Genomic DNA, 16793 nt, shown 5'->3' on the forward strand with positions numbered 1-16793 from the left:
TTAGATAAAAAGGAAAAGGGCTATGGCACAGAAAACAAGACAAGAGTTAAAAGACACTTTCGTAAACGGATACAAACCTACAGAAAATGATTTTGCCGACTTGTTAGATAGTTACCTCCAACTATCAGAGGTGGATAAGATCAATAAACAAATCACGGGAAATGGAGGGGTTTATATTTTATCAGATGATGATAAAAAATTTGATATTGAGTTTAGTGTATCGGGAAACACAATTTTAAGAATAGATGTAGGGGTGCTCAATGAAGGGTTTGAAACCACAATTTTTGATAGTAACGAACAAGGTCAAATCTTTTTTACTACTGGAACTGGAGTAGATTTATTGTATAATCATAATTATCTACCGCAGACTGAGATGTTTAGCGCTTCTACTATATCTGTAGTAACGATCAAAAAATTATCTAACGCTAGCAATGGGGATGAGAGATATGTGATTTATGGCAATTTAGAAAAAGTGCCTGAGTTTGTTGATGACAGTTTGTACCACTGGAATTGCGAAGATGGCTCTGGGAATACTATAATGGATATTAAAAATGGAAATAATGCAACTGCTGTTGGCCTAACTTTCATGGCAGGAGTCAAAAATGGTGGGGTTTTTATAGATCCTACAGTGCAGCCAGCATTAACAAATCCAATATCCCCAATTGGAGAATTCGCCCTTTCGGTATGGTACTATCCAAATACACAAAGTCAATATAAAACCTTGTTTGGAATGCAAAACAACCAACATGCGATGTTATTGTCTAATAACAGTGAAAATAGGCTAATGGCATATAATTCAGGGTTTAAGTTTATTAATTTGGAACCAGGTAAATCTGATATTCTGAGTGTCGGTAATTGGTATCATATTGTTTATAATTATTCAAGTGATGGATTTTTTAAAGTTTATGTGAATGGAGAATACATTGGTGTATCGCAGGAAAGCATAAATCACGACTTTATTTCACAGCCAATAACTCACATAGGTAACTCTGGAACACAAGCTTATGGAGTTGGATTGATGGACGAAGTTCGCTATTACGATAGAAACCTATTAGATTATGAAATCCAATTTATGTATAACCAATTAATTTAAATAATCAAATAAAACAAACTCCAGTCACATCGACTACAATATTCATATTTAAATCTAATAAATTAGTTTAAATAATTATGGCACAGAAAACAAGACAAGAGTTAAAAGATACTTTCGTAAACGGATACAAACCTACAGAAGATGATTTTGCAGACTTGCTAGATAGTTACCTCCATCTATCAGAAGTGAATAAGTTGAATAAACAAATCACGGGAAATGGTGGGGTTTATATTTTATCAGATGATGATAAAAACTTTGATATTGAGTTTAATGTATCAGGAGACACAATTGTAAAAATAGATGTAGGGGTGCTCAATGAACGGTTTGAAACTAACATTGTTGATAGGAACGAACAAGGTCAAGTCTTTTTTACTACTGGAGCTGGAGTAGAGTTATTGTATAATCATAATTATCTACCGCAGACTGAAATGTTTAGTACTTCTACTATTTCTGTAGTAACGATTAAAAAATTATCTAATGCTAGCAATGGTGATGAGAGATATGCGATTTATGGCAATTTAGAAAAAGTGCCTGAATTTGTTGATGATAGTTTGTATCACTGGACTTGCGAGAATAACTCCTCGCAAATAATCACTGAGATTAAAAGTAATAATTATGCTGACAGCGGTGGAGGTTTAACCTTCTCACCCGGTATAAAGGGTGAAGCTGTCTTTGTAGATAGTTCAGTACGTCCTCAACTTCAAACAGCTATAAGTCTTCCAAGTTCATTTAGTATTTCTTTTTGGCATTACGCAACAGGGGAAAATTTCTATAAGATCTTTTTTGCTTCTGGTTCCAACAGAAGTGTAGCTAGCATGAGAAATAATGGATTGAACACCCTTATTGCTTTTGATGGATCGTTTATTGATTTCATCACCAGCAATGGTGAACAGAACTTAATCAACAATCAGTGGTCAAGTATAGTCTATAATTATTTACCTAATGGATTTATAGATTTGTATGTCAATGGAAGAAAGGTTGGTGTTTCTAATAGAGCGTATAATTTTAACAGTAGCAATTCAAGTATATCTCATGTTGGGAATGATGAAAATTTAAATTATGGCGCTGGTATAATTGACGAATTAAGATATCATGACAGGAATTTGACAGATTATGAAGTAGCTTACATGTATCATAAACAACTTTAACAATGTTAAAAAATAGTAAGGTTTAACGTTTTGATTAAAAGATGTTTATATTTTGGTAATATTGATGACTATCTTAACATAAATAATGATGATAATTTCGCTTTCTCGAAAGCATAAATAAAAATATTTACTTAACCTCGATAAAATATTACGAGTTTAATAAATGATTTAATCTTTCGAAATACACTGGATATACTATAATTAGAATAGTTTACAAGAAAAATAAAGCCATGGCAAAGAAAACAAAACAGGAATTAAAAGATACCTTTATAAACGGTTATAAACCGACGGAAAACGATTTTGAAGATTTATTTGATAGTTTTTTACATCAAGATGAAGATCTTTCTACAAAAGTACCTACTGTGCCAAGTTACCTTGATTTTTCTGGTAGATTTTATTTACACCCAGACAAAAGATGGGTTAGTCACCTTGCATATTACGGACAGGCTACGGTAAATAATTATCAAAGTCACGGCACCGGAGCCTCACCTGGTATTCTTTGGAACCATATAGGTTTTGGTTATTTGCCGGCAGGTTCAGTACTAAAGAATTTAGAATTTATTGGTAGGGTAAATGTTACTGAAGTAGAAGGTGTTCAGATTCAGTTATCCTGTCAAGGGACTAATTTCAATACCTCTGGATATGATAGTGCTGCTGAAGCTCAAAATCAAGTCATTTTACCACCTACTGATTTGTTGCCACATTCAACCGAAATGTATGATATGCAACGACATGAAGTATTGTTAAACGATTTTATTTTAGATCAAGATAGGATTTTAGTTTTCTGTTGTAGAGGTATTGGAAATATAACAGATACTAGATACTGGAGTGTTCAAGCTAAATTACATTATCAATTACCTTAAATTATAATATTATGAAAACAGTTGTCTTCTTTCTATTTAGCATTTTATCTATTAATATGCTTGTAAGTGCTCAGAGTTATGACACTACAAATTTTAATTCACCTTCTGGAAGACAATTAATTAATACTGGTGGTAATGATGAAGAAGGAAGACGTGTTTTAAAAAAATCTGACGGAACTATTTTATTTGGAGTAAAGACATTTTCATTTATAGGTAATTTACGATATGAAATCTACTGTTTGAATCAAGATGGCACAAGATGCAGCAACTTTGGAACCAATGGATATGTAGACAACTTAGGTCTTCCTGTAGTTGTAAGAAGTGTACGAGATTTTTCATTAGAACCAGGAACTGATAGAATCGTCTTAGCTGTAAATTTGCAATTTGAAAGCAGACCTGCACTGATAAGATTAAATGCAGATGGATCATTTGATAGTACTTTTGGAAATAGCGGTTCGACTGTGCTTCCATGGCCTTCTAATGCAATTATGAATGCCGGCGGTTTTTATAATACGTTGTGCCTTGGAAATAACTTCGGTTATATATTATCACATACTTATATAGCGGTAGGAGGTATTTTAAATCATGTTTTTTATAAACTAGATAGTAATGGCAATTTAGACACTAATTTTGGAACAAATGGGTTGATAGAATTTAGTAGTGCCTCTATGTCCTTTGTTTCAGAAGCTATAATACAGGATAGTTCAACTACTTTCTTAATTTCTATGGCAGAATTTGATAATAATACTCAGGTATTGAATAATGTAATACGGAAATATGACTTTACAGGTAATGTAATTCCAAGTTTTGGGACCAATGGAACCGTTAATATACCTAACGCTGATTTAGATAAATCAATAGAAATTAGTAGCACTGGAAAAATTGTTGTTTATGGTACTTATCCATCTACAATTTCAAGTTCTGGTGAACAAGAACTTAATATAGCTGTTTTAAATCCCGATGGTAGTATTGACACGAGTTTTTCTAGTAATTCTAATGGTGTCAATAATTATGTTTTTGTTCCTAGTACAACCCATATTGCAAATGATGTCGTTTTTCAGCCTGACGGTAGGCTTATTGTTATGTACCGAACCACACCGCAAGTGGCAGGCTATAATAGTTTATTATTTAGATTAAATACAGACGGATCGGTTGACACAACTTTTGGTGGCCCTTCGGGATCAGCACCTCCTAATAATTTCAGTCTAAATGCTAGTGCTAGCATATCAGAATTTTTTGATATGAAATTAGTAGATGACGGTAGCCTGTTCGCAACTGGTTTTGGTAATAGTTTCACACCTACTTTCTTTGATGCATGGCTTGTCAAAGTGCTCATTCCTGGAGCAGCTTTAAACAGTCCAGACATTAAGCCTAATGAGGTAGAAGTGTTCCCTAATCCTGTATCTGAAATTCTACATTTTAAAACGGATCTCTCTATTCAATCTATTTCAATTCATGATTTGTCAGGGAGAGAATTGTTGAAACTTGAACCTAATACTACTAACATTAATATTCAAGAATTAGGCCTAAATCCCTCTGTTTATTTTCTTGAATTCAAAGGTGATTTGATTTCTACTACCAAAAAAATAATTGTCAAATGATAGAAGATGATAAAAGTTTAAGTAAAGCAGACCTTAGTGACGAAGCTATTGCCACTTATATAGAGCAACGAGTTGTTGATGAGAGTTTTTGGTTAGATCAAAATAGAATATTTAACGACTTGAGTATTTCTCCAGAGAATCTAGACAAAATTATAGAGAATTCTGATCTCATAGTGATGAATAGTGACCGTAAGTTAACAACAAGAAGATTATATAAAAAGAGAACTGCTTTCACAGATAGATTGTTCAACGCTATAAATAACAAAATTACATGAGCGAAATCATAAAAAATATATTCACTGAAGGAGTTATTCTTTCAGCGCTTGGTGGCTTGGCGTATCCATTATTGACTTTATTAGAAAGAATTAAACAGCCTAGTGCAGTTCGCATAGATTTCAAAGATCTTACTTTTTATATCACTGTCTTGATATATGTTTTTATGGGTAGCGTTATCGGTTATATCTACTTCAATGATAAGACTGGCTTTGGAGTTAATGATCGATTATTAGCCTTTCATGTAGGAATTACAGCTCCGTTGATCATTCGCTCTCTTACTACATCTTTGCCTAAAATAAAAGAGAACCTTTAAAAATAGAATATTTCAATATGGTAGTTCTTCTAGATAATGGCCATGGTTCACTAATCAATGGTAAATATGTAACCCCAGGAAAAAGGTTTGACCATGGAAGCCATGGGATAATATATGAAGGTGAGTTTAATCGAGCTATTACCGCAGGAATTATTGAGGAGCTTACTAAAAAGAATATTCCGTTTGTTAACATCGCCCCTGAGTATTGGGATGTTCGTCTAGAGACGAGAGTTAAGAGGGCAAATAGATATGCAGGTCATGAGTGTTTCTATTTAAGTATTCATAGCAATGCTGGTGGCGGTCAAGGTAGTGAAATTTTCACCTCGCCGGGTGATACATTAAGTGATAAGATAGCTACTGTGTTTGGTGAAGAATTCAAATTAGAATTTCCCAATCGACATTTGCGTACAGATTTTTCTGATGGCGATTTAGATAAGGAAAGACGCTTTTATGTTTTAACTCGTACTAAAATGCCAGCGGTCTTAACAGAAAGCTTCTTTATGGATAATCTTGAAGAATTTAAAAGTATCCTCTATACAAGATCAGGTAGACAAAAAATAGTCAATTATCACGTTAACTCAATTTTAAGAATTCAAAAAGAAATATTCATTTAAAACTAATCAAACCTATGGCAAATTTAGAATGGCAACCAATCAACCCACTTTTAAAAGAGGATGGGTCTTTTTATTCCTTGTCGTTGGAAGACAATGCTCATGAATTAAAACCACTTCAATTAGAAGAAGGAGATAATCCTTTTTCTCAATTCAAGGTAATGCAGAAAACACTAAATATTCAGACCGCTGCTAAACTAGGTATTGCTTTAGGGAGTGTTAATGGAAGCTTCAAATCCTTCGTTTTGAGCTATGAAGCTATGCTGTATACCGATAAAATTACGAGCACTCCAATCGGCGGTAAAATTTATGGAACTAGATGGGGGGCAGGACTGAGAGTGCTGCTTAAAGTAAGCGAAATAAAAAGTAATGCAGATTTCAAATTTGGTGCAATCGCTGCCGCGGCAGAATTAGGTTTAGCTAAGGTAGAATATGAAATTAATGGGATTGGTATCAGCAAACCCAGTATATTAAAATCGCTACCAGGTCCAGCAGAATTCAACTTTGATAGCTATAACAAAATTCTAGAAGCAGCTGAAAAGGTCAGGCGATATATGGCAGACAATCACGAAGAGTTGAAGCCAGAGCCTTTTCAAGTTTATGTTAGCGACGAGATCAATAACGATATTTACAGGGATGCTCGCTCAGTAATAGTTGCGGCTAGAAACATCATAAGCAGAAATTCTTTACAGGAAGCTATATCAAATGCTGCAGGTAAATACAATATTGATATTATCACAGGATTTTATTTAAAAATGGGGATTGCCAATGAAAATGAAAGACCAAGTCGTGATGATAAAAGAGCTGCCATAGACTTTCTTGACGACTAGAGTGCAATGAGTTCAGAAAAGCAAGTTTCCAAGCCCCAGTATTACAATTGCCATACTCATATATTTACTATAGATCATGTGCCAAGGTTTGTAGGGCGAAAGATGATCCCTTTATTGTTCGCTTATATATTTAACGTCTCAGTCCTTAATTGGTTATACACGAACTTAAGCATACGAAAAGATGGAATTGCAGGACAACTCAAATATGGGAGATATCCTAAAATAAGTAAGATTTGGAATAGATTTTTGGATGTTTTAAGGCTAACCATCATATTGTTTTGGTTGTACCTGTTAATTCATGGAATTGTCAGCTTTGTATTCAAATTTGTTTTAAGAGTCACAAAATTTGTATTAAACCCCTTCTTTGGTCATAGGACCAAAGAAGGGCTAATAAGGTACATGGGAATTGCGAGATTCGCTACTTATATTGATCAGTCTAAGATTTTTGAAGTTTTAACTAGATCTTATCCGAACTATTTTTCGTTCGTCGTATTAGCCATGGACATGGAATATATGGGTGCTGGTTCAATCCGTATACCATACAAGGAACAGCTTAAAGAATTAATTAATTTAAAGGAAAACAAGAAAAATCAAATACATGTATTTCCAGGTATTGATCCTAGAAGATTGCAAGAGGACAAATCATTTCTAACTTATTTGATGGATAGGTTTTCAAGTAAAAAGTTTTCTGGAGTGAAATTATATCCTGCTTTAGGTTTTTATCCCTTTGATAAAAGATTCAAGTCATTATATGAATATTGTATAAGATATGACATACCCATAATGACGCATTGTATTGAAGGGACGATATATTATAGAGGATCCAAGACAAGAAATTCTGATGAACATGCTCACCTAAATAACAAAAATGAATGGAATCATCATCCTATTTTAAAAGTTAACGCTCAATCCGAACCTTTAAAATTACCACAACGAGCTAATCATGATTTCACTAAAAACTTCACTCATCCTTTAAATTACAAATGTTTATTAGATCCTAAAAAGGCAACTGAATATTTTGGAGATCAAGTTGATTTTTCCCAACTAAAAATTTGTTTAGCACATTTTGGTGGTTCCGCTGAGTGGGATAGGTACTTTGAAGATATCTATGAAACTTACAACAACAATTTGTTCAATAAAGAAAACATTGGTAAAGCAACTGCGTACACTAATGTCCAAAAGATTTGGGATAGTGCAAGCTGGCTAAGCATTATTTATGATTTGATGGCCACTTACGACAATGTATATGCTGATATGAGTTTCATGCTATACAACAAGAATAACTTTGAATTACTCAAATTGCTCATTGATGATAATAGAGTAGGACACAAAATATTATTTGGAACAGATTTTTATGTAGTCGCTCAAAAAGGCACGGAAAAGCGATTGTATCATACCATTAGAGCTGAATTAGGTGAAGAAAGATTTAAAAAGGTGGCTTCAATAAATCCAGAAAATTTTTTGAAGACAAAATTTTAGATACTGTAGACTACTTTACTATTCCAAATAAAGATTTTGAATTACAATTTGAATAAAACATTCTGACAGCTCACGCTTCTCGATTTATTGACTTTTTGGGAAATAAACTATTCAATGAGCATAAGCATTTTCCTCTGCGCAAGACATTTCAGAACTATGGTATTTTTAACGCCGAGGACTTTACAGAAATTGTTCAATTTGAACTTTGGTATGAGACCAATTTTAAAGCTAGTAGCAAAAAGTTAATTGAAGATCATTTAGAAGCCTTTAAAGATGTTATTAATCAAGCATTCACTTTAATCTAAGTCAGGAAACTCACCTTATCGCTTTCGCGAAAGTGTTACAAGCATCTTCAAAGGTCAATACTCTCGAAACTGATAAGGATGTAAGTCTAAAGAATTTCTTATACGTCAACCAAAAAGCCCACTATCTCTAGCGGACTCTTGAGCCTAATTTCTGCGGTGGCGTTTCTTTTTCTTCCAAGGGGCATTTTTTTTCCAGTTACCGGCCATGATGCATCCATAGGGCATTACCTTATCCAATACCTGACCGAGGTTGAATTCTTGCATTTGCTCACGTACGTTGTCTGCATCCTTGTAGGCACTAGGAAGCTCTGAAATATCAATTTCGTTTGAGTAGAAACGAATATCTAGTCCTTTGGTTTCTTCCGCAAAGATTTCTTCTTTTGTCAGGTGCGCCAAATTACGTTTGTGTTGGGATCTGCTCATATTTCTACCAGCCCCATGAGGTGCAAAGCCTAAGTTAGTGGTCGTTGTTTCTCCTTGAACAATCAACACAGGCTCAGACATGTTCAAAGGAATCAATCGAGGTCCCGTGATGTCTGGCATGAACTTGCTGTCCAGCGGTGTCGCACCTTTGGCATGGTAGAAGATATCTCCATCCTTAAACACAAAATTATGCTCATTCCAAAACCTATTTTCCTTAGTAGCACTTGCTTTTTTGGCTACCTCGTCATGGATCAACTCGTGATTCAACTTTGTCCAATCACGGATGACCTGTAAGGCATTCCAATAGTCTTGTCCTTCTTCTGTATCAAAAGGGATCCAAGCGTTTTGACGCAAGGTTTCTGGCGAAAGCAATTCCTTAAAGCGTGCTGCGGTAGCCATACCTTTACTGTACAATCGTGCTCCAGGACCTCTAGAGCCATGGTGTGTGATCATCATCGTATTGCCAGTTTGTTCGGACTTGCCGACAAACAAGAAATGATTTCCATCTCCTTGAGTACCCAAATGTTCGCGAGCGACAGAGATGGATTTTTCATCCCAAAGAAATTCATTCGTTTTAAAAGCTTCCATCAAGGCTTCTGGCATTTGGAATTGCTGCCCACGAGGACGCCCACCCGGACCAAAATGCGTCACGGAATGCGCAGCATCCAGAATTACCTTAGGATCCGCTTGACCGAAGTCCGTCAACATGACTGAGCAACAAATATCTGCACTATGCATACCAGGATGAATTGCATTTTTAGCCGCTACAACACCACCTACGGGAATAGTTCCTACAGGTCCTGCCGGGCAGGCATCTGGCATCACAGACCCACCGACTACCGTGGGTGTGCGCATAACCGCATCCATGGTTTCTTTGACTTTGGCGATATTTTCTTCTTCCAATTCATTAGAAGCGCTGATGTTCAAATTATAAAAAACAGGCACATCAAATAGTGGTTGAGGATCTGGCAACCTGAACTGGTCCAAATAGTTTTCTATCTCAGTTGTCGAAAGCTGATTTTCATTGATATGGTCGATGGCTTTTCTGAACCATTTCCCAGGTGGGAAACCCATATCTATCAAATCTTTTCCTGTAATTGTTGTTTCTGTTTTCATCGTCTTATCTTTACTTGATTAAAAGCTCCGCCCACTCCTCTGGTTGACGGAGCCACCACTTAGAGAAGTAGAAACCACAAAGAATATACTTCCCTACTAACTCTACACAAATATTTGTTATCTACTGCGCAATCTTTTTGCGTAGAAAGATTTTAATGTTAGATTTCGATAGAATTGAACTTATGGCACTGAATAAAAATGCACTGATACGATATAAAACCATCGATCGATGTCTCCAAAATAATATGCGCGACTGGACGCTTGATGATCTCATCGACGCTTGTAGCGATGCCCTGTATGATCTAGCGGGAAAGGATGTAAATGTGAGTAAGCGCACGATACAGCTCGACCTGCAGCATATGAGAGGAGATGCGTTAGGTTATAATGCACCCATAGAGGTATATGAAAAGAAATATTACCGGTATTCTGATCCTGATTATAGTATAACCAATATACCACTAACCGAGAATGACATGAGTGTGCTGTCAGAGACCATGGATATGCTGAAGCAATTTCAAGATTTTTCTCTATTCGATGAATTTAAAGGAGTCTTTCAGAAATTGGAGGATAAGATACATACTCAGCGACATCACAAAGCCGCAGTAATACATTTAGATAAAAATACCAATCTTAGAGGATTAGAACTACTGGACGAATTGTACCAAGCAATTTTGAAAGAGGTTGTGATTAATATTCTGTATCAGTCATTTAAAGCCCAGGTGCCTTCTACCATTAAATTTCATCCGCAATTATTGAAGGAATATAACAATAGGTGGTTTCTAGTGGGTATCAGAGATGAGAATGGCAAAATTTTGACTTTGGCACTGGATCGAATCTTAGGCATTGACTATGATCTGCATTCTGACTATAAAGCTGCACATCTCGATGCAGATTCATTTTACAGGCATACCATAGGTGTAACCGTCCTTTCAAATAGAGAATTACATGATGTGGTATTTAAAGTAAATCGAACAAATGCTCCCTATGTGGTAACCAAGCCTTTTCATGAAAGTCAGATGATATTAGAAGAACACAGCGATGGTAGTACGACCTTTCAAATTCACGTGCATCTGAATTATGAGTTGGAGCGTTTACTGTTAGGTTTTGGAGAAACACTAGAAGTTTTAGCGCCTAAACAGTTAAGGCGCAGAATGCGCGAAAAGTTTAGGAAAGCGCAGAAGCTATACTGTTGAGATAATTAAAACCATAATCAAAAACTATCACTATGAGCACAACGGTGATATAAGTTCAGGAAGTCACCCCCAAAGAATTAGCAAAAGCCCTATTTGAATTTCTATATTTTCCCATAACGTTTTTTAGCTAGCTTTTTTTGCTTCTCTATATAAGATAACTCAGTTATACATCTACTACTCTAACACATATCCTACTAACCAATAAGGATACGAAGAACTATTGCGATAGAAACCCTTACAATTTATCATTCCAAGAAAGATAAAATGTTGATAATGCTAAAGTATGCTATACCTATTTGGTGGATGCTGGGATGGTAAAGAAATATTACAAATTAAAAGCTATTAATTTCTTTGAGGTGGTGGGTTTTCGCATTCCTTGATGTCTTTATCTATTTCAACATTAAAAACTTGTTTCAATGATCTTCTTCTAATTTCAATATCCGACATCGGCAACAAGGATTCCTCTTTTACTTTTCCAAAGCATTGATATCGCGTGGCACGAGTCATCCTACAAATCGTTTCGATTCCTTATCTTATTCGCCTAATCCAACAACCAAATGAAAAAAATAATTTCCATTTTAGTATTTTCCGTAGTCGTGTTTTCTGCTGCGGCCCAAAAAAAGAAAGTGGCTGTGGTCAGTTTTTACGCCGATAAAGTAATTGACCTGTCTGCAGTAGATCCGAGCGTCAACTTTATCGCCCAAAACACCGAAATGAGTAATGATCCAAATTTTAATTTGTCAGAACCTCTGCAGGAGTTTTTTGATCAGTTTTTTGCCAGCTATGTCGATGAATTTGACTTTGAGTTGATCCCGCAGGAACAAGTACTGTCGCTTCCCGAATATCAAAATTATAAGCCTAGATTGGGTGATACCAAGAACATTGGCGGGCAAGCCAATTATATTGCTGTCGATGGTTATAAGGTCATTCCTAATTATGGAAGCGGATATGAGATCAAGAAACTCAAGCCTATTGCTGAAGCCCTAGGCGCTGATGCGGTCATGATCGTGCGATTGAACTATCGATTTAATAAGACCGGAATTGGCAAACTAGGATATTACAGTATTCAGGCTGTTGTGAACGTAGACTTATTTTCTAAGGACAACAAAAGTATTTTCCAATTCCATGAATTGGCAGGTTCTAAGAAAAAGGCTGTCATGGTAGGTGGTATTCCGGTCATGTCTTCCGAAAAGATTTTACCCATGTGTAAAGATGCTACCATAGAGCTGATCGAGGACATGAACAAAAAGATAGACCGCTTGGCCAAAAAAGCCAATCGAAAATTAAAATAATTGTTTGGTAGCTCTATAGCTGCATTTACTAATAACAACAACTGGTATGATCCGTTTGGACCATGCCAGTTTTTATTGATGCAGTGTTCAAATAATATTATTACTGTACAGGCATCAAAAATATTTCAAGATCAGGCCGTAGAAAAAACCATCACACCATCGCTTTCAACTCATCCTGTTTTTGGACAAGGCTATGCCAGAACTGGTCTTCAAGCCATGAACAAAATCAATCCCTTTATTTTAAGGACGTTACAGACATGACCCCGTTCTGAAGCGTTCAGGAAATAATTCTTTGAACGCTGACTTTTTTATCAAAATTTAATGTAACGAATTTATCCTTAACAGCTTAAGAAAACTGAAACCCTTACCAGTTGCTCGTATCAAGATAAGCAGACCAGCCTTAAGTAGGATTAGTACATGATCCTGGTCGTCTGGAATTGATCTGAACTTAGCATCACCAAAACTTTGCTGTTGCCTAGGGTTTCCATTATCCTGACCTCTATTCTCTAATCTATTGTATTTTATTCGCTTTCGCGAAAGCGGTTCCATACAACCTCTATCGATTCTCAACCAAAAAAGCTGTTTGGATTGCGGCTCTTTATAAAAAATCCAGATTCATATACCGATCTTACATCGTCAAGATAGGCTTGATCACCTTACCATCGTGCATGTCGTGGAGCGCTTTATTGATATCTTCAAACGGGTAAAAACTTACCAATTTGTCAAAAGGAAAACGGCCTTGCTCAAATAGTTCAATAAGTCGTGGGATGTACACCTTGACGATGGCATCACCTTCCACTACACCGATCACCTTTCTACCCGAAAGAATCAGGTCGTTGGCATCAAAGGCATAATCAGTACCGCCAGGAGGCGCTCCTACTACTGCCAGCGTACCACGTTGGGCGAGCGCATTAAACGCCATTTCTGCCACCTCTTTTACCCCAGAAGCCTCGACGCCATAATCCAATCCGTGAGGGACTATTTTCATGATCGCCTCCACGGGATCATCTGCCTTTTCACTGTTGACGGTATGCGTGGCGCCCAATTTTTTGGCCAGTTGGAGTCGGTCGGGATTGATATCTACGGCAAGAATCTGCGCACAACCTGCATTTTTGGCCGCCATGATGGCAGAAAGTCCGACAGAACCTACCCCAAACACCGCTAGCGAACTCCCAGGATTTGGATTGAGAGTGTTCATTACTGTTCCTGCCCCAGTTTGAATTCCGCATCCCAATGGTCCCATTAACTTTAAATCAACCTCCTTGCTGATTTTCACTACATTGCGATGGTGGGCCAGTGCATAGGTCCCAAAAGAGGATTGTTGAAAAAAGGCTCCGTTGAGCTGCTCTTCTCCCGAATCAAAAACAGGATCTGATCCACCTTGACGTTCATTCATAAAATTAAGAGGATTAAAATCCTCGCAATAGGCAGGATCTCCTTCTTGACAAGGTCTGCAATTCCCGCAAGAACCGTAGGACAGAACCACATGATCTCCTTTTTGTATATCATGGACATGAGACCCAACCTTCTCGACCACGCCAGCACCTTCATGTCCCAACACCACAGGGTAATTAGTAGGTAAATCTCCATTTTTAACGGCGACGTCGGTATGACAAAGACCCGTTGCCACTACCTTAATGAGTATTTCATGAGCTGATGGTTCCGAAATGTTGACCTCTTTCATTGTGAATTCGGCTCCGGCTTCTTGTACAATGGCAACTTTGGCTTTCATAGTGTTTGTTTTAAGATATTATTAGTTTGCTCCAATCTTACTTGGTTAGAGGAAGTAAGTTAGCTTGTTTTCGAACTGCAACATCCTAAAAGCTTGCTAAGGATTCCTTAAGTAATTACAAATATGAATAATGTTCTATTGAGCTATTCGCATTGCATTGAGCTTCGCATTTGGAAGTTTGGTAGAGCTTCACCGAAGCCCGAGAAAATGGCCCTACTGCCTATGTGGAGTCGGAGAACGACGCTGCGGCAGCAGTGGGCGAGTTGGCGCGCTGGCCGGATTCTCCCGATCTGCACAAAAAAACCCACTGGGCGCGCCCAGTGGGTTTTTGAAGTGGAGTCGGAGAGAATCGAACTCTCGTCCAAACAGGCGAATTCATCGCTTTCTACATGTTTAGTTTCCGTTTAATTTCAGTCGTTGCACCGGTCAGAAACTACCAAAACAACGCTTGTCCTCCATCAAATGTCTCCGTTGCATCAAGGCCCTACAACAGATAGGTTTACTTTTACGAAGTCCCTAAATCAAATGCCGTAAACCAAGGCCTTTGAGGAACTTCCTGCATGTCTGTCTAACAGACCGAGGCATATCTTACTATAATTCAGATTATGCTGCTAGGGCGTAGTTATTCTCGCCGTTTAAAAAAGATGAAAAATGAGATTTAAGAGCTGTTTCCCAGCGCTCTACATGCTTACAACCAACTCGGACCCGCTGTCAAAACCAGTCGACCCCATGGTTTGATCCAGATCTACCCCTACTAAAACAGGCTTTCCTTCACATCGCAAAGATAATATTCTCGCACCGATTATATCCTAAAAACCATGCCAAAACCTACTTATTCCACCGCCTCTTCCCTGCCCTGGCCTACTGCCTTAACCTGGCATGATCGCGCATACCTACTCCTACTCCATTCGCCCCAATTGACCTTTTATTGTTTCCACAGGCTTCTGCTTGCGTCTGTAGGTTGAAAACACAACTTCTTACGCCTTTTGGAGCTGTTTTAGTATCTTGCTGCCTAAATCTAGCAGCATGAAATTTGCCATCATCAGAGAAAGAAAAAATCCGCCGGATCGCAGGGTCGTGTTTAGCCCAGAGCAATTGGCTCATCTGCGTTCCGCTTTCGCGAAAGCGGAGTTTGTCGTTGAATCCTCCCCTATCCGCATTTTTTCTGATGAGCAATATGCACAACATAATATCGAGGTGAAAGAGGATATCAGCGATGCCGATGTGATGATTGGCGTTAAGGAGGTCCCCATCGAACACCTGATTCCCCATAAAAAATACTTTTTCTTTTCGCATACCATCAAGGAACAACCTTATAACCGCGAACTCCTACGGGCGATTCTGGACAAAAAGATTGAGCTGTACGACCATGAGACGATTGTCAAGAAAAATGGGGCCAGACTGATCGGTTTTGGGAGATACGCGGGCATCGTTGGCGCTTATAATGGTTTCCGCGCCCTGGGATTGAGGGATAAACTTTTTGAACTCCCCAAAGTAGAAAGCCTGGCAGATTACAAAGCCCTGAAAAACGAACTCAAAGCCATCAAACCCCTGCTCCCACCAATCAATATCTGTATGACTGGTATTGGAAAAGTGGCTGGCGGTATCCGCGAAATTTTGGAGGTGCTGGGAATTCACGAATTGCGCCCCAAAGAATACCTTCAACTGGGCCAATTCAACAATACACAAACTGTTTTTACCCAAATCGATGTAACGGATTATTATATCCGCAAAGATGGCTATCGACCTACCAAAACTGAATGTTACAATAATCCAGAGCTCTTACAGAGTGATTTTATGAGGTTTGCCAAAGTAACCGATATGCTCATCACCGGACATTTCTATGGTAACAATGCGCCTTATTTGTTTACCCGGGAAGATGCCAAACAGGACAACTTCCATATCAACCTGGTGGCCGATGTCAGTTGTGATATAGACGGACCGATCGCCTCTACCATTCGCCCCAGTACCATCGCCGACCCGATTTACGGATATGACCCACAATCTGAACAAGAAGTGGATTATACCAGTCCTGGAGCAATCACTGTTATGGCGGTGGATAACTTGCCTTGCGAACTCCCCAAAGATGCCAGTGAAGGTTTTGGAGAAATGTTTTCTAAACACGTGATTCCAGCATTTTTTAATCAAGATAAAAATGGGGTCTTGGAACGCGCACAGATGACGACTAGCGATGGTAAATTAACCGAAGGCTTTGCTTACTTACATGACTTTGTGTACGGAAAGCAAACCAAGTTCTAACCACTGTCTGACTTTTATACGCGTTGAAATGCTGCCATTATCAGGATTTCGAATGGACATGACCTCAATTGGCTGGACCATTCCCTATCTTAATTTTGCTATTGGGGTGAAGTAGTTTAGTCGTTACCGGAGGTCAGTTTCCTCCCCTAAACCCGACACCAGATCGAGTTATTTCCAGCTACCATAAATTAACCATTTGTCGAATCACTTAAGGCCATTACCGGTGGATTTTTGTTACCGCTTTCGCGAAAGCGAAACA

The 16793-nt window shown here is 37.8% G+C and carries 15 protein-coding genes and 1 other RNA gene; 13 read left to right on the forward strand and 3 right to left on the reverse strand.

The annotated features are described in order from the left end of the window. Nucleotides 1-22: 22 nt before the first annotated feature. The 9 genes from EGM47_RS11670 to EGM47_RS11710 all read left to right on the forward strand — a co-directional run bounded on the left by EGM47_RS11670 (nt 23) and on the right by EGM47_RS11710 (nt 8214). Complete coding sequence (locus EGM47_RS11670; protein WP_124981003.1) at nt 23-1093, forward strand: LamG domain-containing protein; 1071 nt, start codon at nt 23-25, stop codon at nt 1091-1093. 77 nt (nt 1094-1170) lie between these two features. Further along, nucleotides 1171-2241 carry a LamG-like jellyroll fold domain-containing protein gene (locus EGM47_RS11675; protein ID WP_124981004.1) on the forward strand — a complete coding sequence of 357 codons (1071 nt, stop codon included), beginning with the start codon at nt 1171-1173 and terminating at the stop codon, nt 2239-2241. Between the two features lie 230 nt (nt 2242-2471). Then, on the forward strand, nt 2472-3104 hold the full coding sequence (locus tag EGM47_RS11680; protein WP_124981005.1) for a hypothetical protein: 633 nt from the start codon (nt 2472-2474) through the stop codon (nt 3102-3104). 11 nt (nt 3105-3115) lie between these two features. Next, nucleotides 3116-4705, forward strand: a complete 1590-nt coding sequence (locus tag EGM47_RS11685; protein ID WP_124981006.1) for a T9SS type A sorting domain-containing protein — start codon at nt 3116-3118, stop codon at nt 4703-4705. Further along, nucleotides 4702-4980 (forward strand): hypothetical protein, encoded by a 279-nt coding sequence (locus tag EGM47_RS11690; protein ID WP_124981007.1) that lies wholly within the window; start codon nt 4702-4704, stop codon nt 4978-4980. Before EGM47_RS11685 ends, EGM47_RS11690 begins: the two co-directional genes overlap by 4 nt. Beyond that, nucleotides 4977-5294: a hypothetical protein gene (locus tag EGM47_RS11695; RefSeq protein ID WP_124981008.1), complete on the forward strand. Its 318-nt coding sequence runs from the start codon at nt 4977-4979 to the stop codon at nt 5292-5294. The genes EGM47_RS11690 and EGM47_RS11695 overlap by 4 nt, the downstream gene beginning before the upstream one ends. A 17-nt stretch (nt 5295-5311) precedes the next feature. Next, entirely contained in the window at nt 5312-5908 is a 597-nt protein-coding gene (locus tag EGM47_RS11700; protein ID WP_124981009.1) for an N-acetylmuramoyl-L-alanine amidase, read from the forward strand. A gap of 14 nt (nt 5909-5922) precedes the next feature. Beyond that, a complete protein-coding gene (locus tag EGM47_RS11705; protein ID WP_124981010.1) occupies nt 5923-6735 on the forward strand; it encodes a hypothetical protein in 813 nt (270 codons plus the stop codon). Nucleotides 6736-7233: 498 nt separating this feature from the next. Next, on the forward strand, nt 7234-8214 hold the full coding sequence (locus tag EGM47_RS11710; RefSeq protein ID WP_164510876.1) for an amidohydrolase family protein: 981 nt from the start codon (nt 7234-7236) through the stop codon (nt 8212-8214). Between the two features lie 449 nt (nt 8215-8663). Here the strand turns inward: EGM47_RS11710 and EGM47_RS11715 are convergent, their stop codons facing one another. Further along, nucleotides 8664-10058 carry an RtcB family protein gene (locus tag EGM47_RS11715; RefSeq protein ID WP_124981012.1) on the reverse strand — a complete coding sequence of 465 codons (1395 nt, stop codon included), beginning with the start codon at nt 10056-10058 and terminating at the stop codon, nt 8664-8666. A 182-nt stretch (nt 10059-10240) separates the two neighbouring features. On the opposite strand from EGM47_RS11715, the gene EGM47_RS11720 reads away from it, so the two are divergent. From EGM47_RS11720 to EGM47_RS11730, 3 genes are all read left to right on the forward strand, one after another. Continuing rightward, on the forward strand, nt 10241-11251 hold the full coding sequence (locus EGM47_RS11720; protein WP_124981013.1) for a helix-turn-helix transcriptional regulator: 1011 nt from the start codon (nt 10241-10243) through the stop codon (nt 11249-11251). A gap of 557 nt (nt 11252-11808) precedes the next feature. Continuing rightward, nucleotides 11809-12543: a hypothetical protein gene (locus EGM47_RS11725; protein ID WP_124981014.1), complete on the forward strand. Its 735-nt coding sequence runs from the start codon at nt 11809-11811 to the stop codon at nt 12541-12543. Between the two features lie 78 nt (nt 12544-12621). Continuing rightward, nucleotides 12622-12804: a hypothetical protein gene (locus EGM47_RS11730; protein WP_124981015.1), complete on the forward strand. Its 183-nt coding sequence runs from the start codon at nt 12622-12624 to the stop codon at nt 12802-12804. Between the two features lie 367 nt (nt 12805-13171). Here the strand turns inward: EGM47_RS11730 and EGM47_RS11735 are convergent, their stop codons facing one another. Both EGM47_RS11735 and ssrA read right to left on the reverse strand, forming a co-directional pair. Continuing rightward, entirely contained in the window at nt 13172-14275 is a 1104-nt protein-coding gene (locus EGM47_RS11735) for an NAD(P)-dependent alcohol dehydrogenase (protein ID WP_124981016.1), read from the reverse strand. Nucleotides 14276-14606: 331 nt separating this feature from the next. After that, nucleotides 14607-15004: a transfer-messenger RNA gene (gene ssrA, locus EGM47_RS11740) on the reverse strand. 297 nt (nt 15005-15301) lie between these two features. On the opposite strand from ssrA, the gene EGM47_RS11745 reads away from it, so the two are divergent. Further along, nucleotides 15302-16534, forward strand: coding sequence for an NAD(P)-dependent oxidoreductase (locus tag EGM47_RS11745; protein ID WP_124981017.1), 1233 nt, complete (start codon nt 15302-15304; stop codon nt 16532-16534). Nucleotides 16535-16793 lie beyond the last annotated feature (259 nt).

Origin of the sequence: Nonlabens xiamenensis, from assembly GCF_003865345.1 — a bacterium.
Lineage (GTDB): Bacteria > Bacteroidota > Bacteroidia > Flavobacteriales > Flavobacteriaceae > Nonlabens > Nonlabens xiamenensis.